Source organism: Gimesia sp. (assembly GCF_048262075.1).
GTDB lineage: Bacteria > Planctomycetota > Planctomycetia > Planctomycetales > Planctomycetaceae > Gimesia.
On the sequence record NZ_JBLXFK010000003.1, the window covers coordinates 102,109 to 123,432 of the forward strand.

21 protein-coding genes are annotated in these 21,324 nt (G+C 49.6%); 16 read left to right on the top strand and 5 right to left on the bottom strand.

Going from position 1 to position 21,324, the window contains the following annotated elements; genetic code table 11:
- The first annotated feature begins 42 nt into the window (after positions 1 to 42).
- The 16 genes from ACN0YH_RS07820 (at position 43) to ACN0YH_RS07895 (ending at position 15,567) form a co-directional block, all read left to right on the top strand.
- Positions 43 to 1,038 (top strand): LolA family protein, encoded by a 996-nt coding sequence (locus ACN0YH_RS07820; RefSeq protein ID WP_417379012.1) that lies wholly within the window; start codon positions 43 to 45, stop codon positions 1,036 to 1,038.
- A 170-nt stretch (positions 1,039 to 1,208) separates the two neighbouring features.
- Positions 1,209 to 2,225, top strand: coding sequence for a hypothetical protein (locus tag ACN0YH_RS07825; RefSeq protein WP_417379013.1), 1,017 nt, complete (start codon positions 1,209 to 1,211; stop codon positions 2,223 to 2,225).
- A 66-nt stretch (positions 2,226 to 2,291) separates the two neighbouring features.
- Positions 2,292 to 2,849 (top strand): signal peptidase II, encoded by a 558-nt coding sequence (lspA, locus tag ACN0YH_RS07830; protein WP_417379014.1) that lies wholly within the window; start codon positions 2,292 to 2,294, stop codon positions 2,847 to 2,849.
- Positions 2,850 to 2,875: 26 nt separating this feature from the next.
- Positions 2,876 to 3,910 (top strand): tetratricopeptide repeat protein, encoded by a 1,035-nt coding sequence (locus ACN0YH_RS07835; RefSeq protein WP_417379015.1) that lies wholly within the window; start codon positions 2,876 to 2,878, stop codon positions 3,908 to 3,910.
- Between the two features lie 49 nt (positions 3,911 to 3,959).
- Positions 3,960 to 4,814, top strand: coding sequence for a MotA/TolQ/ExbB proton channel family protein (locus ACN0YH_RS07840; RefSeq protein ID WP_417379016.1), 855 nt, complete (start codon positions 3,960 to 3,962; stop codon positions 4,812 to 4,814).
- A gap of 5 nt (positions 4,815 to 4,819) precedes the next feature.
- Positions 4,820 to 5,236, top strand: a complete 417-nt coding sequence (locus tag ACN0YH_RS07845; RefSeq protein WP_417379017.1) for an ExbD/TolR family protein — start codon at positions 4,820 to 4,822, stop codon at positions 5,234 to 5,236.
- Positions 5,237 to 5,248: 12 nt separating this feature from the next.
- Positions 5,249 to 5,716 carry an ExbD/TolR family protein gene (locus ACN0YH_RS07850; RefSeq protein ID WP_417379018.1) on the top strand — a complete coding sequence of 156 codons (468 nt, stop codon included), beginning with the start codon at positions 5,249 to 5,251 and terminating at the stop codon, positions 5,714 to 5,716.
- 30 nt (positions 5,717 to 5,746) lie between these two features.
- Complete coding sequence (locus ACN0YH_RS07855; RefSeq protein ID WP_417379019.1) at positions 5,747 to 6,520, top strand: TatD family hydrolase; 774 nt, start codon at positions 5,747 to 5,749, stop codon at positions 6,518 to 6,520.
- Positions 6,521 to 6,757: 237 nt separating this feature from the next.
- Positions 6,758 to 7,144 carry a hypothetical protein gene (locus ACN0YH_RS07860; protein WP_417379020.1) on the top strand — a complete coding sequence of 129 codons (387 nt, stop codon included), beginning with the start codon at positions 6,758 to 6,760 and terminating at the stop codon, positions 7,142 to 7,144.
- 65 nt (positions 7,145 to 7,209) lie between these two features.
- Positions 7,210 to 9,048 (top strand): glutamate mutase L, encoded by a 1,839-nt coding sequence (locus tag ACN0YH_RS07865; RefSeq protein WP_417379021.1) that lies wholly within the window; start codon positions 7,210 to 7,212, stop codon positions 9,046 to 9,048.
- A 25-nt stretch (positions 9,049 to 9,073) separates the two neighbouring features.
- The gene (locus ACN0YH_RS07870; protein WP_417379022.1) at positions 9,074 to 10,204 is read left to right on the top strand and encodes a hypothetical protein; all 1,131 of its coding nucleotides are present in this window, start codon (positions 9,074 to 9,076) and stop codon (positions 10,202 to 10,204) included.
- Positions 10,205 to 10,210: 6 nt separating this feature from the next.
- Positions 10,211 to 11,464 carry a DUF6754 domain-containing protein gene (locus tag ACN0YH_RS07875; protein ID WP_417379023.1) on the top strand — a complete coding sequence of 418 codons (1,254 nt, stop codon included), beginning with the start codon at positions 10,211 to 10,213 and terminating at the stop codon, positions 11,462 to 11,464.
- A gap of 2 nt (positions 11,465 to 11,466) precedes the next feature.
- Complete coding sequence (locus ACN0YH_RS07880; protein ID WP_417379024.1) at positions 11,467 to 12,195, top strand: hypothetical protein; 729 nt, start codon at positions 11,467 to 11,469, stop codon at positions 12,193 to 12,195.
- A gap of 3 nt (positions 12,196 to 12,198) precedes the next feature.
- The gene (locus ACN0YH_RS07885; protein ID WP_417379025.1) at positions 12,199 to 13,062 is read left to right on the top strand and encodes a hypothetical protein; all 864 of its coding nucleotides are present in this window, start codon (positions 12,199 to 12,201) and stop codon (positions 13,060 to 13,062) included.
- Positions 13,059 to 13,952 carry a hypothetical protein gene (locus ACN0YH_RS07890; RefSeq protein ID WP_417379026.1) on the top strand — a complete coding sequence of 298 codons (894 nt, stop codon included), beginning with the start codon at positions 13,059 to 13,061 and terminating at the stop codon, positions 13,950 to 13,952. Before ACN0YH_RS07885 ends, ACN0YH_RS07890 begins: the two co-directional genes overlap by 4 nt.
- A 262-nt stretch (positions 13,953 to 14,214) precedes the next feature.
- Positions 14,215 to 15,567 (top strand): MFS transporter, encoded by a 1,353-nt coding sequence (locus tag ACN0YH_RS07895; RefSeq protein ID WP_417379027.1) that lies wholly within the window; start codon positions 14,215 to 14,217, stop codon positions 15,565 to 15,567.
- A gap of 11 nt (positions 15,568 to 15,578) precedes the next feature.
- Here the strand turns inward: ACN0YH_RS07895 and ACN0YH_RS07900 are convergent, their stop codons facing one another.
- From ACN0YH_RS07900 to ACN0YH_RS07920, 5 genes are all read right to left on the bottom strand, one after another.
- Positions 15,579 to 16,430 (bottom strand): ion transporter, encoded by an 852-nt coding sequence (locus ACN0YH_RS07900; RefSeq protein WP_417379028.1) that lies wholly within the window; start codon positions 16,428 to 16,430, stop codon positions 15,579 to 15,581.
- A gap of 149 nt (positions 16,431 to 16,579) precedes the next feature.
- Positions 16,580 to 18,118, bottom strand: coding sequence for a hypothetical protein (locus ACN0YH_RS07905; protein WP_417379029.1), 1,539 nt, complete (start codon positions 18,116 to 18,118; stop codon positions 16,580 to 16,582).
- An 88-nt stretch (positions 18,119 to 18,206) separates the two neighbouring features.
- Positions 18,207 to 18,656: an acetyltransferase gene (locus ACN0YH_RS07910; RefSeq protein WP_417379030.1), complete on the bottom strand. Its 450-nt coding sequence runs from the start codon at positions 18,654 to 18,656 to the stop codon at positions 18,207 to 18,209.
- A 142-nt stretch (positions 18,657 to 18,798) separates the two neighbouring features.
- A complete protein-coding gene (locus ACN0YH_RS07915) occupies positions 18,799 to 20,127 on the bottom strand; it encodes a Gfo/Idh/MocA family oxidoreductase (RefSeq protein WP_417379031.1) in 1,329 nt (442 codons plus the stop codon).
- A gap of 142 nt (positions 20,128 to 20,269) precedes the next feature.
- Positions 20,270 to 21,319, bottom strand: coding sequence for a formylglycine-generating enzyme family protein (locus ACN0YH_RS07920; RefSeq protein WP_417379032.1), 1,050 nt, complete (start codon positions 21,317 to 21,319; stop codon positions 20,270 to 20,272).
- Positions 21,320 to 21,324 lie beyond the last annotated feature (5 nt).

Consider the following 21,324-nt stretch of genomic DNA (forward strand, 5'->3'; position numbering starts at 1 on the left):
CCGATTCTTTGATAAATTCGATTTTTTCCGAACAATTAGAACATGTTACGCATTTTAACCCTGACAACAGGCCTCCTGCTCGTCGCAGTCCTGAATGATTTTTTCTCGATCTCTTCCTGGGCTCAGTTGCCGCAAAGGATTATCAGGAAAGAGGATAGCAAGAGTCATCCTGAAAGACTTCTTGCGCAGGCAGATCCCCAGGAGAAGCCAGCAGACGAAAATGATGCTTCCAATGAGACCGAGAAGAATTTGAAAAATAATCCGGCTTATGCCGCGGCTTTACTGAATAAAGCCCGGGAAAAGCTCCTCTCCTATAGTTCAATTCGAACCCACATTACCGAAAAAGTCGAAATTGGTCCCAAACCTTTCATCATCAATGGAAATTACCTGCAGGCAAAAGACCTGAAACAGGGTAAAGACCTGAAACTTCGACTCGAGTTTCAGGTGCAAAGTCAGAACCCAGCTGGAAAACCAGTGGGAACTCTGCTCGAAATCTGTGATGGCCAGGTATTGTGGACTGAGTACACTATTAAAGGAACTTCGCGGGTAACACGTAGAGATGTACAGGCGATTCTGCAACAGGCACAGATTAATCCACAACTGCAAACTAACATGCTAGTTGCAGATCTGGGTCTGGGAGGAATTCCCGGATTACTGGCTTCCATTCAGAAAAATATGAATTTCGTCAGCGTGGCAGATCGAACCATCAGTGGAAAGACTTTAACTGTCTTGAATGGAACCTGGAAAGATGAATTTCTGGCACAATGGAAGGGGGGAGATCCTGCAGCCCCTGTCGAACTGCCTGCTTATGTCCCGGATGCTGTCAGAATCTACCTGGATCAGGACACGCTCTTCCCTCGACGAATTGTCTACTTGAAAAAGACTGGGGATTCACTGCAAAGTATTGTCACGCTTAATTTTAGCAAAGTGACACTGAATTCACCCATCTCCGAAATGGAGTTTGCGTATGAACCACCAGACGGCGTTTTTCCAGTGGATATTACTAAACAATACCTTCAACAGTTGAATAAGGAATAACGTAAGAGAAGTACTCCCCATTCAGGAACTCTCATCAGAAAGTGCACTGTCTGCTTCTGAGCAGTCGACTTCTACAGGATCCAGACTGTTCGAGAATCGATAATCCACTAGAATATAGAGACTTAAGCTAGTTTATACGGACTGAATTTATCAGCCATGGATTTGAATTAATGCCAGCAGCATTCACTGAGATGGAACAACGCACCGCAAGATGGCAGACGAATTCCCCTCTGCTCCTTGTTCCCAGTTGGGCTGCTTCGCTGGCAATACACTCTCTAATCATTCTTATTCTGATTTCCAGCCTGAATCGCTGTGACAGCGGTCAGACTGGAGGCGATGAAGGAGAGCTCCGCAGTGTGGGTATTTATGTCAAACAATCCCCTGAAGCCGAGCAGACTGAGGATTCGGAACAGGAACCTCTGGAATCTCCTGAAAATCAGCAGCTTTCACAGGCCCAGGAACAGATCAGTGAAGTAATGGACCAGCCTCCGGTCGCTCCCCTGCTTCCGGAATTGAATTCGAAATTGCTCGGTGCTGGCCCGGCACAGGCTCCCAGTACTCCTACTGCCGACCTGGCTGCTGACCAGTTAATGTCTCCCAGCACGGCTCTGGCACCTCCTGTGATGGGTACCGGGAATGTCAATTTTTTCGACGCCGTAGATTCCGGCAAGCGATTTGTATTCGTGCTCGACTGCTCCGGAAGTATGGCCGCCCCTCAGGGAGCCCCCATCCGCAAAGCCCGATCAGAGCTGATTTCCAGTCTGGCGGGATTAAATCACCACCAGCAGTTCCAGATCATATTTTACAATACCACCACTCGTGCCATGCAGCATCGGGGAAAGTCGGCGGAATTGCTGTACGCTACAGACATCAATCGCACCCTGGCCCGTCAATTCATTCAGAGTGTCGAACCAGATGGAGGCACAGACCACCTACCTGCCCTAAAAAGAGCTTTAAGTTTTAACCCGGATGTCATATTCTTCCTGACAGATGCAAAACACCCGCAGTTATCCAGTGCTGATCTCAATGAAATCCGTGAACGAAATGCTGGAAAAGCCAAGATACATTGCATCGAATTTGGAGAGGGTTTTCCAGTCAAGGAAGGAAATTCTCTTGATAAACTGGCCCGCCAGAATAAAGGCAGCTATCGATACTATAATGTCCGCAAATTTATCAAACATCGCTAAGGGCTTGCGACAGCAGCCTGCGGATCAACAGAAATATACGTCACTCACTCAGAAAGCCAGTGCTTAATGTCCTCGTCAGTTTCCAAAGCGACTCGCTACACACTGCTGTTAACCTGCCTGTTATTTTGCGTTGGCTGTGATCAGTACACCAAGAAGATTGCCGTCGAAAAACTCAAATTTGAACCACCGGTAACTTACCTGAACAATACATTCCGTATGGAATATGCAGAGAATACAGGTGCTTTTCTCAGTGTAGGAAGCCGCCTGTCGAAACCGGTTCGCTTTTTTCTGCTGGTCGTCGCTAACGCCGCATTTTTGATTCTCGTAACGGGAATGCTGGTCTTTCGCTGGCAGATGCCGCTGGTGCAGTTTATCGCGCTCTCCTTATTGCTGGCAGGTGGGATCGGTAATTTAATAGATCGTGTCTTCCTGAACGGCATTGTCATCGATTTTCTCAACATCGGTTTCGGCCCTTTGAGAACCGGTATTTTCAATGTGGCGGATATGGCTATTACGGGAGGAGCTCTCTTAATGCTCTTTTCCTGGTTTTTCACCAAGGATCCCACTGATCAGAAAAGTGAGCAACCTGTTTCAGAACCAACCAATTCTGCAGCTGCAGAGTAACCCAGCTTCCCCGCTGAAAGAATTCCATGCGAACATTTCTGTTGATCAACCTGGCGATTATGTTTGTATTTCTAAATACAGACAGTTCCTGCGCACAGGATAAGATCGAAGTTCGTCCGGATCACCATGTCGGTCAGGCCACACTTCCATGTACGATTCTGGATTTCACTCAATCAGAGATCAAAGTGAAGCTGCTGCCCAGCGGGACTGTCAAAATTTATCCCAGTTCACAAATCGTCAAGGTACACACACCGCAAACAGAACAGCACCAGCAGGGTCTGGAACAGTTAAATAATGAAGAATACGAAAAGGCCATTGATTCTTTCAGTGAAGCTCTGAATATAGAAAACCGCCTCTGGGTCCGACGTGAAATCCTGGCTTTGATGACCAAAGCAGCTTTAGCGCTGGGCGACAACCTGAAAGCAGCACATCGATTTCAAATCATGGTTGAGAATGAGCCTGATGCCCGTTCGTTTGATTTAATCCCGCTCGACTGGGACATTAAAGAAACGTTGTCCCCCGCCAGGAATGCGGCACATAACTGGTTAACAGAACAGGATGAAGTCAAACAGCTCATAGGAGCCAGCATTCTATTAACGGCGCCGGATTATCAGGCACAGGCAGAAGCAGCGCTCCGCTCCCTGGCAACAAGTCCCCACGTCAATATCCAGCAACTGTCACGCAGCCAACTCTGGCGGCTCCGGTTGCGTGCCGGTGATATCAGCCTGATGGAACTGCAGCGCTGGGAACGCAACCTGAATCAGATTCCGGAACATCTTAGAGCAGGCCCACACTTTCTACTGGGAATCGGGTATGCCATGCTGGAACGACACGGACAGGCAGCTGCTTCTTTTCTCTGGATACCACTAGCTGATAATTCAAACCCGCAACTCTCAGCGGAGGCCAGCCTGAAAGCCGCCGATTCGATACTGGCGATGGGACAGACAAATAACGCCTTACGCCTTTACCGGGAAACCGCAGCACGATATTCAAAATCACCTGCACGGCAAATGGCACTGCAGATGATTGATCAGATCACACAACCAAGTTCGCAACCGTAAATACAAGATAATTGAATAGCACGAATTTTTTCTGGAAATGAATGATTTGATGGATCGAAGAAAATCGCTGAGCCAATACCTCTGGGCCAGTCTTATCTGCGCCTGCCTCTATCTGGCAGCCCCCACTTTCTGCCTTGCTGCTGAAGAATCAGGGACAAGCGCAGGGACAGACATCTCAAAAGTCGACTTCCGGCAACTCGTTGATGATGCAGGCACGATTGGAATCATCATTGCAGTCCTGAGTATTGCCATGGTCGCTTTAATCGTAGAGCATATCATCAGTATTCGCAGAAACGCTCTGATGCCCCCCGGCCTGGCAGAAGAAGTTCACGGTTTGATCACTCAGCAACAATATCGCAGTGCGGATTCTGTCTGCAAATCAAACCCCAGCTTTCTTTCCTATATACTGTCTGCAGGACTCGCTGAAGTTCAACTGGGGTACGGGGCCGTTGAAAAAGCGATGGAAGATGCAGCCATGCAACAGTCGGCACGTTTGAATCGAAAGATCGAATACCTGTCAGTGATCGGCACCCTCTCTCCCATGCTGGGGCTGCTGGGAACAGTCTGGGGGATGATCCTGGCATTTTCGGAATTCACTGCCAAAGCCAACCCGGATGTGGCTGAACTGGCTCCCGGGATTTCCAAAGCGCTGATCACAACCCTGTTCGGCCTCAGTGTCACCGTCCCCGCACTCGCCAGTTTTGCTTTCTTCCGTAACAGAATTGATGAGCTCGTAGCTCAATCCTCACTTTTAGCCGAACATGTTTTCGCTGATTTTAAACGCAGTATCGCGGTTCCAGCGAAACCATCGGGTAAACCACTCCGGAAACGGCCGGAAGATGAACTTGCACAGCGGCTCGCCGATCAGCAGGGAACACGACCCTCACCACCTCCCGGAGGATAAAGCAGATGAGAGTCCCGACACGTCCCCGCCAGCCGGGAATTCGATTTAACATCACCCCCCTGATCGATATTGTCTTTCTGCTGGTTGTCTTCTTTCTGGCCGCAACTCACCTGACTCAGAATGAGAAGCTGGAAGCAGTTGAACTGCCCGAGGCATCCCAAAACGAATCCGAGTCGGATGAAGCGCCACGACGGATGGTTATCACAATCACCCTGGATGAAAAACTGCATCTGCGCGGCAATGAAATCAGCCCGGAGGAACTGGAGGCACAACTTCAGACTCTGGACGAAAGTAAACGACACGAGATGGAAATCCGAATTCGTGGAGACCGTCGGATACCGTACCGCATTGTTGAACCCGTGTTACTCAGCTGCGCCCGCGCAGGTATTTCCAACGTTAAATTTCTTGTCCTGAATGAGTAGCGCCCCTTTGCCATGAAAATCCCTTCTCATCATAACAGCCGCTCCGATATCCAGGACCAGGCTACCATGACGCCGATGATTGACGTGGTATTTCTGCTGCTGATCTTCTTCATCAGTGCCTCAGCAAACCAGATTCGTGAATTTCTGCTACCGACGGAACTCGCGACCGGCAGTATTGAATCTGTCGAATCTACTCCGCAAGAACAACCGCTGGGGGAAGTCTGGTTAAAACTCAAATGGCAGGATAACGAGACTATTGTAGAATTAAATGAGCGGGAGTATGCTCAGTTCGACCAGTTAAAACAAACATTGCTGGAACTGGCGGAACTCGCACCAGAAATACCAGTGATTCTGGACATCCAGGAAGAAGTTCCGTTGGGTGAAATGATTCGCACTTACGACACCTGCCTCGCGGCCGGCTTCCAGTCGATCAATTTTGCTACCGACGCAAACAAAGTCGCCCCCAAAAAGAAACTGTAATCATCACACCATTGAAATCTGATTTTCCCCATGAAGTTATTTGACACACACGCTCACCTGGATGAAGAAGCTTTTCACCCCGATCGCCCGGAAACAGTGCAAAACGCCATCGACGCAGGTGTCGAAACGATTCTCTCCATCGGCATTACCGCAGAAAGCAGTCAACGAGCCGTAGATCTGGCTGCGACCTTTCAGAATGTTTACGCGGTAGTCGGAATCCAGCCTAACTACGTCGCACAAATGAAACCCAATGACTGGGAACTGATCGAGAAACTCTCGACCGCTGATAAGGTCGTTGGCATTGGTGAGACAGGGCTGGATCGTTACTGGGATTATGCCCCGATCGAATTGCAACAGGACTATTTCCGCAAACACATCCATCTATCCCGCAAATTGGATCTCCCCTTTGTCATTCACTGTCGTGAAGCCGAAGCCGATGTTGTAGAACTGTTACAACAGGAAGCGGCAGGCGCACCGCTGAAAGGGATCATGCATTCCTTCTGTGGCAGTCCGGAAACAGCTGCCGCCTGCCTGGAACTGGGCCTCCATATTTCTTTTGCGGGCATGCTGACCTTCAAGAAAAATGACGAACTGCGGGAGACAGCAAAACAGATTCCACTGGATCGACTGCTGGTCGAAACGGACTCTCCTTACCTGGCCCCGGTTCCCATGCGTGGCAAAAGAAATGAGCCAGCGTTTGTGAAATACACTTGCGCCTGCCTGGCAGAGCTCCATCAGAAAACTCCTGAAGAGATGGCTGAAATCACCACAGCCAATGCAAAAACTCTCTTCAATATCACCTGAAATTGAAAAGAGTTTTTTGAGGGATTCTGCAGAATCCCTATTTCTTTCAGATGGATACTTTCATTTTTATCCAATCCTGCTATTGTTAGACTTAGTTCAATTGTGGAAATAACTTGCGTCAATTGAAACCACAACAGAATTACATTAATGCGTTCATTAAAAACTCGCAGCTTACTGACACTATGATTTGGTGAAAGTAACTCTGAAAACGCTCAGTAGATCTGGATACAGGCTAGGATGGTCATGATCAAAAAGTGGCTCGCGCACGCCTTCGCGGTCGAACGCCCTGAAGATTTTACTCCCACTGTCGAGCAGCAGCAGATTGCAGATCGCATCTGTAAGGAAATCATCCGCCGTGAAATGGTGACGCTGGCGATTCTCACCCTGGAAACCTGCCGCCCTCTGAACTACATCGGTTCACAGGCCATTCATTTCTTCACCCCATTACTGTCAATCCTGGTTGATCCACGGTCCCAGAAGGTATTTGCTGACTTTCTTGAACAGCGAAGCTCCATTGAATGGCTGTGCCAGCGATTGGAATTCTTAAGCAATGCAAAGCCGGAAGACCAGGGTCCACCTGTTGACCCTGCGCCATTACCTGTCTTGAAGAATGATGATTCCTGATAAAAGATACACAGCCTGAACGACACTTAAACTGCTCTCAGATTGACACGGATGGTGAGTCAGACATGAACTCAATGACAGCAAAACAACTCGACCCCGATCAGATCAATGTTATCCTGGCGACCGATTGTGGCAGCACGACCACCAAGGCCATATTGATTGAAAAAGTCAATGGTGAGTACCGCCAGACATTTCGTGGTGAAGCACCCACCACCGTAGAAGAACCAGCTGCAGATGTGACGGTAGGCGTTGTGAATGCCGTCACGGAAGTTGGTGAGTTAGCTGGTCGCAAACTGATTGATGACAACGGTGAAATCATTCGACCGGCCCAGGGAGAAACCGGTTGTGACATTTATATTTCGACCTCCAGCGCAGGAGGCGGCCTGCAAATGATGGTGGCGGGCGTGGTTCGTGAAATGTCTGCTGCCAGTGCAAAGCGAGCCGCGCTGGGTGCGGGTGCGATTGTAATGGACATGATCTGCTCCAACGACAAACGACTGCCTCACGAACAGATCCAGCGCATCCGCGAACTGCGACCTGATATGATTCTACTGGCAGGGGGTACAGACGGAGGAACTCTGAAACACGTCGTTGAGCTGGCGGAACTGATCGCCCCCGCCAAACCGCAGCCTCGTTTTGGCGGCACCTATAAAATGCCAATCATCTTCGCCGGGAATCAGGAAGCAGCCAAGCTCGTTGAAGAAGCCTTTGACGAAGATGTGAAACTGATGACGGTAGCGAATGTTCGACCGGTGCTGGAGATGGAAAATCTGGCTCCTGCACGAGACGCCATTCACGACCTGTTTCTGGAACACGTGATGGCACATGCCCCGGGTTACAATAAACTGATCTCCTGGGCCGATGCCCCCATTATGCCGACCCCGGGCGCTGTCGGAAATATCCTGCAGACAATTGCAGAGCAAGAGAATATTAACGCACTCGGAGTGGACATAGGTGGCGCAACGACTGACGTCTTCAGTGTTTTTGATGGGACCTTCAACCGCACAGTGAGTGCCAATCTGGGAATGAGCTATTCCATTTCCAATGTGTGCGCCTCAGCGACCCTTCCCATGATTTTACGCTGGGTGCATCTGGATATGGATCCGCGTGAACTGCGTAATCACATCAAGAACAAGATGATCCGCCCCACCACCATTCCCCAGACCAGGGAAGCGCTGGTCTTCGAACAGGCGGTGGCCCGCGAGGCATTGCGTCTGGCTTACATTCAACACAAAGAATTCGCCACCACACTCAAGGGAGTTCAACAACAGCGAACAGTGGGAGACACATTCAGTCAAGATTCCGGCGGTGGATCCATTGTCGATAATATGAAACTCAATCTGCTGGTCGCCTCGGGAGGGGTACTTTCACACGCCCCCAACATGAATCAAACAGCCGCGATGATGATCGATGCATTTGAACCGGAAGGCATGACCGTGCTGGCAAAAGACAGTATTTTCATGATGCCTCATCTGGGAGTCCTTGCACAGGTGCATCCCCGCGCAGCACTTCAGGTATTTGAACGTGACTGCCTGATTTATCTGGGAACCTGTATTGCACCACGTGGCGTATATCGTGCAGGTAAAACGTGCTTTCGCTATCACATCCGCAGCCAATCACTCGAAGAGTCTGGTGAGATGCTCTGTGGCGAGATGAAGTTATTTCCACTTGATGAAGACGAACAGGCGGTGATCACCGTAGAACCCAACCGGGGTTACGATTTTGGAAACGGTTCCGGTAAACGGAAAGTATTTGAGGCGCACGGTGGCAAGGTGGGACTGATTCTTGACGCGCGTGGGCGACCACTGGTTGTCCCCACCAGTGAAAAAGACCATCTAACCGAGTTAAACAGCTGGATCGAGGAACTGCAGCTGTATCCTGAACCGGCTCTTACTGAAGTATGATTCAACCAGCAGAGATTTAAGAATTATGGCGAAGGCATATTCCCCCGGGTTACAGATCAGTCAGCGCGTCCTGCACTCCAGCAGGCGCATTCTCCCTATTCCTGGTGATGTACTCGTTAAGGAGGGGGATCGGGTTACTGCGGATCAAATCGTAGCCCAGACCTTTATGCCCGGTGATGTCACTCCGATTAATATTGCCAATCAGATTTCAGTGGCACCCTCCGAAGTTCCTCATTGTATGCTCGTTGCAGAAGGAGGTGACGTACACGTCGGAGACATACTCGCACGCAGTAACGGGATTTTTGGATTCTTCAAATCAGAAACAAAAGCCAAAACCGCAGGGACCATTGAATCCATCTCTCACGTGACCGGGCAAGTCATTTTACGGGGCGCTCCCATGCCGATTCAGGTTTGTGCCTATCAGGCGGGGACAGTGAAAGAAGTCATCCCCCAACAGGGAGTGGTCATTCAATCGGAAGTCGCTTTCTTACAGGGAATCCTCGGTATCGGTGGCGAAGCCTTTGGAAGAATTACCTTCGCCTGCGAAAATAAACAGCAACCTTTGACGGCAGAACTGCTTGATGAATCGATGCAGGGAAAAATCGTCATCGGCGGTGCCCGCATGACCGGCAAAGCGGTGATGCGGGGAATCGAGATTGGTGTCGCGGCGATGATTTCAGGGGGAATCGACGACGAAGACCTGAAAGAAATTCTCGGCTACGATCTGGGCGTGGCTGTCACCGGATCAGAACATATTGGCACGACCCTGATTATCACGGAAGGCTTCGGCGATATCGCGATGGCAGACCGCACGTTCAACCTGCTGAAAGAACAGGAAGGAGCGAAAGCCGCGGTCAACGGGACGACCCAGATCCGTGCTGGTGTTCTGCGTCCGGAAATTGTCATTCCCCTGGACGATAAACCCTCTGCAGGCCAAGAAGCCAGACAGACAGTTTCAGCGGGTATACTGGAATCGGGTGTCCCCGTGCGGATCATTCGCGACCCTTATTTTGGCCTGCTGGGGCAGGTAGGTGAAATGCCTACAGAACTGCGGACACTCGAATCAGGATCATTGTCACGCGTCCTCGAAGTCATTCTGGATACTGGAGAAAACGTGATTGTTCCCCGTGCCAACGTGGAACTCATCGAAGGATAACCATTCATGCAATACTGGATTAATAAGGTGTGGCTGAAAATACTACTGCTACTGATCTTCTCTTACGGATTATCAGAAGTTCCCGCAGCAGAACCACCTGCCCCTCCTACGGATTTCCGGGCCGAGGATGTTCCCGGAGATGCAGGAACGGCCATTGATCTGTTCTGGACACTCTCCCCGGATGACAAACCGGATCTCAAACCGCGCAAGGTCTTACGATATGTAATCTACCGTAAAGCAGTAGACGACAAAGATGCCAAATTCGTGAATATCGGCGAACCCACCTATCGGGTTAACACATTTCGTGATTCGAACTGCGAGACCGGCACTCCTTATCTCTATCGTATTGAAGCCGTCGGGCAGGAGAGCATGACTTCCCCCCCTGTCGTCATCAAAGAACCAGTCATCGCGACGCTGCAATGGTTTAACCTGCAGCGCAGCTGGTTTGCGATCTTTGTCGTATTAATCTGCGGCTCAGTCATCTTTTTCATCCGACTGGCGCGTAGCGGCAAAAAACTGAAAGTCAGAAAAATTGCAGGTCTGGAAGCGATTAACGACGCAGTAGGCCGCGCGACAGAAATGGGGCGTTCCTGCCTGTTCGTCCCGGGAATTCAGGATATCAATGACATCCAGACTGTCGCCGGAATCACCATTCTCGCACAGGTAGCGGAAACAACGGCAGACTATCGTGCCCAACTGGAAGTTCCTACTTCCCGCTCGCTCGTAATGACGACGGCCCGCGACACAGTAGAAGCCGCCTATCTGTCAGCGGGTAGACCCGATGAATACAACGAAGACGATATCTATTACATCACCGACGAACAATTCGGATATGTTGCCAGCGTCACGGGAAAAATGGTCCGTGATAAACCGGCGGCCTGCTTTTACATGGGGGCCTTTTATGCCGAGTCACTGATTCTGGCGGAGACGGGTAACTCGGTCGGTGCCATCCAGGTCGCAGGTACCGCGATGCCCACCCAGCTCCCCTTCTTCGTCGCCGCCTGTGATTTCACCCTGATTGGAGAAGAATTCTTTGCCGCCTCCGCATATCTGTCTGGTGAACCACAGCAACTGGGGAGCCTGAAAGGACAGGACTTCGGAAAACTGATCGGGGGGCTGGTACTGATTGCCGGCTGCCTTCTCGTGACACTCTCCGCGATCCAGTCACGGGGAGTTGCTCCCGAAAACCAGGAACCGACATTTTTCCAGACGGCATCGAACTACATCATAGAGAATATCCTCGGTAAAGGAGGTTTCTAATAATGAAGCGAACCATCCCCCTGCTGATTTCTGCTATTACCGGTTTTGTACTGATTGGTACTGCATTTATCCCCCGTTTTGTTGACTGGGGAAATATTGCGATGGCCTGGTTCAATCTGCTCGCAGCGTTTGCCTTTATTCTCGGTGGAGGCAACCTGCTTAAGATGCAATTGCAGAAAATCTCAGCACAGCAACCAGGCTGGGGCTACGCCGCAGTCACCTTGATTGCATTTTTTATTACCCTCTTTGTGGGACTGGCAAAAGTCGGCGTACACCCGAATATAAAATTTCCTGAATTTGCCTGGTCGGGAGATTACCTGCAGGAAGATGGCGCCTTCTGGTGGCTGTTCGAGTATATATTCACTCCTCTCTCTGCCACGATGTTCGCCTTGCTGGCGTTTTATATTTCATCCGCCGCCTTTCGAGCCTTTCGTGCCAAAAATACGGAAGCCACAATCCTCTTGATCATTGCCGTCATCATTTTGCTGGGACGCACTTATGCCAGTGTGTGGTTGACCGGCTGGTTTCCGGATGAATTTATCATTGGCGACAGTGGTATCAAATACAGTGACTTTAATCTGCAGAATTTATCGGAAACCATTATGGAAGACTTCACGACTCCGGGGATGCGGGCGATCAAGATTGGAATTGCACTTGGGGTAGCTTCCACTTCGCTGAAAGTTTTATTAGGCGTTGACCGTTCTTACCTTGGCTCGGATCAGGAGGCGTAATCAATGCTGGACTTTCTACAACACCTGGATCGTCGCTGGATCTTTTTAATGATGTTTATCGCCGTCGCTGTCCCTCTCATTATGGGTACGACCTTTCCTGAAGTACCCTCTGCTCAGGTGATGGCGGTTTTTGAAGCAGTCGACAAACTGCCCGATGGCTCCAATGTCGTGATGGCATTAGACTATGACCCTGCCAGCCAGGGAGAACTTCAGCCCATGGCATCTGCCTTCGCAAGACACTGCGCCATCAAAAAACATAACATCTACTTCATGACCCTCTGGCCTCAGGGGATTTCCATGATCCAGAAGTCGATCGACATCCTGCAGGATGAATACCCTGAGACATACAAAGGTAAATACGGAACGAAATACGTCAACCTCGGATTCCGGGCCGGCAATGAAGGCGTGATCAAACTCGTTGTCGAAGATTTAAAAAAATCCTATTCTACAGACATTCATGGAACGAACCTGGATAATATCCCCCTCACAAAGAATCTCAAAAACATTCAGCAGGTCGACCTGTTATGTAATGTCAGCGCCGGATATCCCGGTTCACAGGAGTGGGTTCTTTATGGCTCCTCTCCCTTTGACATACCGACGGTCGTCGGTTGCACTGGAGTTCAGGCCCCGATCATGTTGCCTTACATTCCTGATCAGTTGACTGGCATGCTTGCCGCCATCAAAGGAGCCGCCGAATACGAACAAGCCATAATCAATGCCTACCCCGAACTGGCGAGTAACCCAAATGCCAAGGAAGGCCTGGTTCGCATGGGACCTCAGTTGGTAGCACATGTCCTGCTCATCAGCCTGATATTCTTAGGTAATGTGATTTATTTCTGGGAACGAAAACAGGGACTGCATCAATGAAGCAATCAACACTCATCTGGACAATCTTGATGGTCGCCGGTGGTGCATTTCTGCTGTTCCAGGCCTACAAAGGAAACGGGCGCGTCTACGTACGTGAAATTCCCGTCGAAGCACAGTCATCTCAGCCCGGGGAAGAGAAACAGGTTTACCAATGGAGCCGATATCAACAGGTAACGGAAAATGAAAAAGGAGCACCAGATGTTCTTTTCAGTTTTTCACGAACGCTGGGATTATGGGTTGCGGCATTTTGTACGCTGGCCATTTTTTCCTTTCTGTACGGTGACAACCCGATCTATAAATTTACCGAATCGGTTTTTGTTGGAGTCTCTGCCGCGTATGCGATGGTCGTCGCGTTCTGGACAGAAATCATGACCAATCTGTATGCGAAACTTCTGCCAGGTCTGGCGCGCATTACGTTTTTCCCTGATATCGATTCCACAGCCAAACCGGACGAACTTTACCTGGTCCCACTCGTCTTGAGTATTTTGCTACTATGGCGTCTGTCTCCCAAAGGGAGCTGGATTGCCCGCTGGCCACTGGCGTTCTTTATCGGCGCGACAGCCGGCATTCGGCTGATCAGCTATCTGGAAACAGACTTTATTGGACAGTTGCAAAGCACCGTCATGCCCTTCCTTGTTTTCGCTTCTGATGGCTCACTGATGTGGATCAAATCGCTGCAGAATACCATTTTCATCGTAGGAGTGCTCTCCTGCATGGTTTATTTCTTTTTCTCTATCGAACATGAAGGTGCCGTCAAATATATCTCCCGCCTGGGAATCTGGTTTTTGATGGTCACCTTTGGCGCCAGCTTTGCTTACACTGTCATGGGGCGAATCGCCCTGCTCAGTGGTCGACTCGTTTTCCTGTTTAATGACTGGCTGGGAATTTGATTTTAATGGGTCAGTGACGAAACCGGCAGTTCAGCTCCTGACGGATGGATTTCGATTCCATAGACAGACAAAGTAAACCCCATTCCCCAGATCACTTATGGATTATTATCAGTTGAGAATCTGATGAAGATCTGGTTTTTGTGGAAAGCATCTACTTTCTACGCTACGCGTGTATTTCCTGATCTGCTATATTTGAATTCAGCCCACCGGTCGCCCGCCCCGGGTTACTACCTCAAATAATCCAGGTAAGAAATTAATTGTAATGAATTCGCAGTCGACTGCTGACGCAGAGCTGAATGCATCCTCCCCCGAACTCGCCCTCACCACTTACAAATATTTTCCCGGCTGGACCATGCTGGGAATTGCAGCGATGGCGCAGTTTTTATCAGCCCCTGGTCAGTCATTTTCCGTAGCTGTCTTTAAAGATCCAATGCGGATCTCTCTGGGATTAACTGAAACTCAGTACTCACTCGCTTATGGTTTTGCCACAATCGTGAGTGCCTGTCTACTCCCATTCGTCGGACGCCTGCTGGACCACTTTGGAGCGAGAATCATTCTCCCCATTATCGCCGTGGGGCTTGCTGCCGCCTGTTTCTTCATGTCGCGCATCCACTCCCTGTCGGAACTCTATATCGGATTCAGTCTCGTTCGCAGCCTGGGACAAGGTGCTCTCACTTTAATCTCCGTCTGGATGGTGGGAGAATGGTTCGAGAAAAAACGAGGACGTGCTACAGCGCTCGCGGGATTTGGGAGCGCCTTTTCCGTAATGACGGTTCCCCTGCTCAACAGCTGGTTGATTACCCATTATGGCTGGCAGACCGGCTGGATGGTTCACGCAGTTACTGTTGCCGTCTGTCTCATTCTTCCAGGTATCTTTCTTGTTAGAAATCGTCCGGAAGATCTGGGACTTCACCCCGATGGCATCGACCCTGCAGAAGAACCTGAGCCGGAAGAAGTACTCCCCGGCCAGAAACAAAAACGCCCGTTAATTACGGCAACCATCGAATCCTGGACGGTCCGCCAGGTTTTACGCGACCCGACGTTCTGGAAATTATTGTCTGTAATTACCACGCACGCCTTAGTAGGAACCGGACTTGTATTTCATCAGATCGCCTTGTTAGGCAGCCATGGAGTCCCCATGAACTGGGCGATTCGCATGATGTCCTTTCAAGCGATCTGCGCCACCATCCTGATGTTTCCGGCAGGCTGGTTGACCGACCGTTTTCCCAGCCGATATATCCTCAGCGGTTCGATGATCTGCCTGTCACTGGCAAATCTGATCGTATTAACCATGCCGGCCATCTGGATGGTTGTCGTCTATACGTTTCTGCTCGGTTTAACAGGCAGTGTGTTTCGCAGTACGGCAACTGTAGTCTGGATTAACTACTATGGCAGGATGAATCAGGGAGCCGTCCGGGGGGTTGCCTGGTCGATGATGATACTGGCTTCCGCATTAGGCCCCCTTCCGGTTGCCATGTCGATTGACTACTTCGGCTCTTATAACCCGGTGCTCTACTTATTCACCACAATCCCGTTGATTGCAGCCGCCGCGGTCTGGACAGCGCATCCTCCGAAGCTGTTTAAGAAACAGGAAGTATCAGCTACAGAATCCTGAGTCTGATTCTGTCAGAGCTGCCCACCACAGAACTTACAGAACACGGCATCGGGATCATGACCTTCCCGCATACATTCAGGACAGACCTGCGTCGTAATCCGCCCATGCTTTGACTTTTCTCCTCCATGGGCCAGTTCCGCAGAGACGATGCCCGTCGGCACGATAATCAGGCTGTACCCCAGAATCATGATAATGGATGCCAGTAGTTTTCCCAGTGGAGTCACTGGAGCAACATCACCATAGCCGACAGTCGTCATTGTGACGATCGCCCAGTACATACTTTCTGGTATGGAATCAAAGCCACTATCCTTGTCCTCTTCTATCAAGTGCAACGTAGCCCCTTCAATGACAACCGCAATTAATACGGTTGCCAGGAAGACTGCAATTTTAGAACGGCTGGCCCAGATAGCGCGTTTCAACTCCGATGCCTCTGAAAGCATATGCGCCAGTTTAAAGATTCGAAACGCACGCAACAATCGCAGTGCGCGAATCACTCCCAGACGCTGAGTTTCGCCGGGCACAATGTTCATGATATAAGTCGGCAGAATTGAAAGCAGATCGACAACACCATAAAAGCTGAAAATATAACGCAGGGGACGGCGGGCACAGACAATACGCGCGACATACTCTACTGTGAATAGAATCGTGAAAAACCACTCTGCATAATGAAACGGGACATTATATTCCTGATCCAGTGAATTGACGCTTTCCAGCATAATCACCAGCACACTCAACAGAATGGCGATCAACAGCAAAACATCAAATGTTTTCCCGGCCCGGGTATCCGCCTCGAAGATAATTTCGTACCAGCGATCCCGCCAGTCACGCGACTTGATTTCCGGTGTTATCTTTGGTTCTGACATTCAGATACTTTCGATCATTAATAAATTTGTGATTCTGGCATATCAAGCAATTGGTTTAGGTGATTGATAAAATGCGTTTGTTGAGCGAAGGAAAATTCAGGCCAGCCAATTTGACGACAGTACAGGTGAATTAAAAGGGTTTGCCTGATTCAATTCTGAAACTGGTAAGAAAACAGGTCGGCATCTTTCAAGCGAAATCGCAGACGAACCGGTTTCCCGGCCAGACTGCTGACATCTGATTTTTTATTCCATGTGACCGTGCGGTTGACCGTATCACCGAATAATTCATCACAGTCCTTGAAGGTAAAGCCCGGTATCGGCTCGCCAGACGCATTCTGAATTTCCACATAGAGACTGCCGGCAGCCGAGGTCGAAAAGTTTAGAGACAATTCTTTTCCGGTAAAGACGATCGGCACAGTCAGCAGCTCACCCCCCTTCATTGATCCATGCAGGGCAGTAAAGCCATCGAGTCGCAATGAATAACGCCTGAGCGAGCCTCCTTTTCCGTGCCAGTAATCTTCAGCCGCATAGATGGAAAGTTCATCGGGTGCCCCCTCAAAGGAAGACTCTGTCTGAACCACATTTTCGGCTATAAACTGATGTCCGTACTGCCAGGTTCCCGGACGTTCGATTCCCGGTCTGAGGAAAGCTTCATTCCAGCGTTTGAAATGCACTCCATCCCGACTGGCCATCAACAATCCTTCACTGAGAGCCGTGCCGTACCGTTCGACTGATGAAGCCCGCAGTTGTCGGCGTTTATAATCTGGGAGCGCCCGCATGGATTCCGACCAGCCCCGTTCGATATAGCGCGCCGGAAAACCGATCCTGAGATGCGGCGCGCGAAAGTAAGGCGATACCTGATTCGTATAGAGTTCTTCGCTGGGCGAATCTTCGTAGACCAGATCTGCTACGTTTTCCCATTTGAGAAAATCCGGGGAGGTCGCCGTCTGGATTGCGCGGTCCCCCTCAGGTTTCCATGTTTTCGAATCAGTGACCCCTGCTGTGAAAACCCGGTAATAGGTCCGATACTGCTTTTGATCCGAATCCCAGAACGCCAGGTTCTGTGAATCAAACGCCCCCTTCGTGATGACCGGCTCTTCCTGCATCAGCTCCCAGTGAATTCCATCCGCAGACTGAAATGCAAACAGGCCCCCTTCGCCCTGTAAGCCTCCCAGCGCCTTGAATTTTGCTTCCGGTTTACAAGCTGGATTCTCATCCAGAAAGGGAGCAAAGTTATGACATCCCTTCCCCTCAAGGATGATGTTATTCTTTTTCGTTCCCTTGAATTCAATGATCCCCAGTTCCGGTCGCGTCCAGTGAATACCGTCTTTGCTCTCCGCATAACAATAATAAGGTTTATGGCTTCCGGTATTCAGTTTTCCTTCTGACACAATAATGTGTGAGCCACGATAGTAAAGCCGATACAGATCGTCTTCCTGAATAATCGTGTGATACCCCGAACTGCTGCCTTCCCAGGGTTGATCAAACTTAATGACGACTTCGCGCGGAACCGGCTTCTGCAGACGAATTTCAGCATCACCGGAGATTTGATCGACCAACGCCTGTTCGATAAACAGTTCGCGCCGGTCACCGATATCCACGGGTGGGTCCGCTGAAACGGATTGAAAAGAACTCACAAGAATTGTGAGACAGAGCACAAACTGAAAATGGAAGGCAGTCACAGGCATGGTAGATACTCCTGGTGGGTAAAAGATTCCATTTTACGATACCAGATCACCCGCAGAATATCAGCTATAAACAGAAGAAACGCGTCATTTATTCCGCGAGCTTCAGATGCAATAAGGGAAACGGTTTCCCAAAGCCATCCAGATCAGATCGATGAGCCACTTCAAAGCCCAGATGCAGATAAAAACCTAAAGCCTGTTTGTTCTGCTCGTTCACATCAACCAGTTCGGCTCCCAGTTCATCGATCGCATATTTTACCAACTGACGCCCGATCCCATTTCCCCTCCAGGCAGGATCAATAAACAGCGCTTCGATTTTCGGAAACTCCACGCCGACAAAACCAATCACGGTTTGATTTTCATCACGAACACAGAACACGGGCATGCAATTTAAACAGGCATTCTGCACCAGTGGTTTCAACGATTGAATATGCGCTTCATCCAGAAAGTCATGCGTCGCCCGCACGGAGGCTTCCCAGACTTCCAGTACCCGGGGATGATCTTCTGATGTGATATTCGAAATCTGAAATGAAAGAGTCATAACAAATAAGAAAACAGATTAAGGGTTAGATGGGCGCGTTCTTAGCAAAATCGAGTCAACAGCTTACCCTGATTTAATCAATAAAAAAAGCCGCCCCGCTTCAGAGAAACAGGGCGGCTGATAAATAGTTCAATTAAGTATTTTACAGAACATCTGAGACACCGGGAGTCGGAATCGGGTAGAAACCATTTTCATCGGGAACCGTAACAGGAGTTCCTTCCCAGGAAAAATCGCTTGGCATCAGATTAACTTCAGAAGCCATCGCTTCTTCCCAAGTGACAGGCTTACCGCTGTAGGTTGCCAGGCGTCCCAGAATGGAAGTCATGGTAGATTTCGCACCATATTCGGCTTCATTGTAAGGAGTTCCATTATAGATTGCTGCGAACAGATCGTCGTGCTCAACCTGGTAAGGATTGGTCTTCTTACCACGATATTTCCATTTGTAGCCGCCAGTCGTTTCATACTTGGCACCACTGATATCGCAGGATCCCTTGGATCCCTGAGCGTGCTCTGTCACGCTGTTCCAGCAGTTCCGAATATGTCGGCACTGGCTGTACATCCGCGTGTCGTCGGCGTAGACAAACTCGACGGCAAAGTGATCGTAGATTTCACCGTATTTTTTGTCAGTTCGAACCTGGCGTCCCCCCATTCCATAGGCTTTGACGGGAAAATCATCTTTCAACCAGTTACAGACATCGATGTTGTGAATATGCTGCTCGTTGATGTGGTCACCACAGAGCCAGTTATAGTAATACCAGTTTCGCATCTGGTATTCCATTTCCGATTTGGCATCTTCACGGGCCAGACGTGGTTCCCAGACTCCACCACTGTTCCAGTAACAACGCATGGAAGTGATATCACCGATGGCACCATCTTTTAAACGCTGAATCGTTTCAATGTAAGGAGCCTGGTGATGGCGTTGCAGTCCTACTCCCACTGCCAGGTTTTTTTCTTTGGCTTTCTTGGCAGCTTCCAGAACTTTCTTCACGCCCGTCACATCAGTGGCAACCGGTTTTTCCATAAAGATGTGGACACCTTTGTTGACGGCTGCTTCAAAATGAATCGGGCGAAAACCAGGGGGAGTCGCCAGAATCACGACATCGACGCCGCTATCCAACAGTTTCTCATAAGCATCGAAACCAACGAACATCTTGTCTTCAGCAACATCAACACGTTCGGGGCGACCGGAAAACTGTTTCTGCAGATTAGTCAAGCTGCTGTCCATACGGTCTTTGAAAGCATCTGCCATCGCTTCCAGCTTGACATTTCCTTTCGTAGACAATGCCTGGGAAGCAGCCCCGGTACCACGGCCACCACAGCCAACCAGACCAACTTTAATGGTATCATCGCCGCTCGCGTGAACATGAGCTGCTGAGCCCAGTGTGGAAAGGATTCCAGTTCCCACCGCAGTGGCAGTTGTTACTTTCAAGAAGTCGCGCCTGGAAGTAGATTGATTGTTAGATTGAGTCATCAGAGGCCTTTCCCTAATCTGCAGGATGATTTGGTAAGATAGAAATATTTCTAATACACATATGCATTTGCTGGATCGATTGTTGATTATATTCCAGCAAATGCAGCTGTTTCACTATAATTTCAGATGTCGAAGCCGACGATCAGCGACCTTCATCAGCCGGGATCGCAGGATCGAGGCCGTATTTTTTCCGTTCTTCAGCGGTTGGCACTTTCAGAGGACGAACCACCCGGAAACCGACCATAATGGCATCAGTATGATACCAGATACTCTGAGGGATCTGTGGATCCTGAATTTTCCAGTCGGCACTGGATGCAATCCGGTTCGCACTGCGAAGTGCCTCAGGTTCATCATCCCATGATCCGCCGCGGGCGACGCGGGGATAGAGCGTCGTAGGAACATTGACTGGAAATTTCAACGTCCCCTTACCGCTCCATTTTTTATAAGCATCGGGAATATACTGATCCAGAACCCACTCGGATACATTTCCGTGGATGTCATACAATCCCCAGGGATTCGGCTTCTTCTGTCCGACTTTCTGGTAGGTGTCATTACAATTGGCATAATGCCAGGCATAGTCATCCAGGTTAGCAGCGTTATCGCCAAACGAATACGCAGTCTTGGTACCGGCACGACAGGCATATTCCCATTCCGCTTCGGTAGGAAGACGATAGTAATGCCCGGTCTTTTCACTCAACCATTTGCAGTAAGTTTTTGCAGCCAACTGTGTCATGCAGATCGCAGGATAACCATCGTGGCCCATGTCAAACGTCATGTCCGTGTATGGCTTGGTTGGACGGGTCACTGCGTCGGCTGCTTTTTCTTTTTCATCAAACTTGCCACGCAACAGCTTCCGGCGCTGGATATCGAGATTGAAACTCCAGATATCATACTCGTTCCAGGTGACTTCATGCTTGCCCATCCAGAACGGTTCAATTTTGACTTTGACCTGGGGACCTTCGTCGTCTTCACGATTTTTTTCACCGGCAGGACTTCCCATCATATATTCACCGCCAGGGATGGGAACCATGTCAAAAGTGACATCGGTATTCAGAATTTTTTCCGTATAAGGCTTCATCTCTTTTTCTGTTTTTGCTTCTTCTGCAGAAGCCATGGAGACAGAAAACAGGATCGCGGCAAGGAATGTGAATTTGCCTTGCATTAAGAGACTGTGACGACATACGCTAAGCATATTAG

Bases quoted from the DNA above. Each gene is read 5' to 3' on its own strand.
- ACN0YH_RS07820 (WP_417379012.1), top strand. From the start codon at position 43: ATGTTACGCATTTTAACCCTGACAACAGGCCTCCTGCTCGTCGCAGTC.
- ACN0YH_RS07825 (WP_417379013.1), top strand. From the start codon at position 1,209: ATGCCAGCAGCATTCACTGAGATGGAACAACGCACCGCAAGATGGCAG.
- lspA (WP_417379014.1), top strand. From the start codon at position 2,292: ATGTCCTCGTCAGTTTCCAAAGCGACTCGCTACACACTGCTGTTAACC.
- ACN0YH_RS07835 (WP_417379015.1), top strand. From the start codon at position 2,876: ATGCGAACATTTCTGTTGATCAACCTGGCGATTATGTTTGTATTTCTA.
- ACN0YH_RS07840 (WP_417379016.1), top strand. From the start codon at position 3,960: ATGGATCGAAGAAAATCGCTGAGCCAATACCTCTGGGCCAGTCTTATC.
- ACN0YH_RS07845 (WP_417379017.1), top strand. From the start codon at position 4,820: ATGAGAGTCCCGACACGTCCCCGCCAGCCGGGAATTCGATTTAACATC.
- ACN0YH_RS07850 (WP_417379018.1), top strand. From the start codon at position 5,249: ATGAAAATCCCTTCTCATCATAACAGCCGCTCCGATATCCAGGACCAG.
- ACN0YH_RS07855 (WP_417379019.1), top strand. From the start codon at position 5,747: ATGAAGTTATTTGACACACACGCTCACCTGGATGAAGAAGCTTTTCAC.
- ACN0YH_RS07860 (WP_417379020.1), top strand. From the start codon at position 6,758: ATGGTCATGATCAAAAAGTGGCTCGCGCACGCCTTCGCGGTCGAACGC.
- ACN0YH_RS07865 (WP_417379021.1), top strand. From the start codon at position 7,210: ATGAACTCAATGACAGCAAAACAACTCGACCCCGATCAGATCAATGTT.
- ACN0YH_RS07870 (WP_417379022.1), top strand. From the start codon at position 9,074: ATGGCGAAGGCATATTCCCCCGGGTTACAGATCAGTCAGCGCGTCCTG.
- ACN0YH_RS07875 (WP_417379023.1), top strand. From the start codon at position 10,211: ATGCAATACTGGATTAATAAGGTGTGGCTGAAAATACTACTGCTACTG.
- ACN0YH_RS07880 (WP_417379024.1), top strand. From the start codon at position 11,467: ATGAAGCGAACCATCCCCCTGCTGATTTCTGCTATTACCGGTTTTGTA.
- ACN0YH_RS07885 (WP_417379025.1), top strand. From the start codon at position 12,199: ATGCTGGACTTTCTACAACACCTGGATCGTCGCTGGATCTTTTTAATG.
- ACN0YH_RS07890 (WP_417379026.1), top strand. From the start codon at position 13,059: ATGAAGCAATCAACACTCATCTGGACAATCTTGATGGTCGCCGGTGGT.
- ACN0YH_RS07895 (WP_417379027.1), top strand. From the start codon at position 14,215: ATGAATTCGCAGTCGACTGCTGACGCAGAGCTGAATGCATCCTCCCCC.
- ACN0YH_RS07900 (WP_417379028.1), bottom strand. From the start codon at position 16,430: ATGTCAGAACCAAAGATAACACCGGAAATCAAGTCGCGTGACTGGCGG.
- ACN0YH_RS07905 (WP_417379029.1), bottom strand. From the start codon at position 18,118: ATGCCTGTGACTGCCTTCCATTTTCAGTTTGTGCTCTGTCTCACAATT.
- ACN0YH_RS07910 (WP_417379030.1), bottom strand. From the start codon at position 18,656: ATGACTCTTTCATTTCAGATTTCGAATATCACATCAGAAGATCATCCC.
- ACN0YH_RS07915 (WP_417379031.1), bottom strand. From the start codon at position 20,127: ATGACTCAATCTAACAATCAATCTACTTCCAGGCGCGACTTCTTGAAA.
- ACN0YH_RS07920 (WP_417379032.1), bottom strand. From the start codon at position 21,319: ATGCTTAGCGTATGTCGTCACAGTCTCTTAATGCAAGGCAAATTCACA.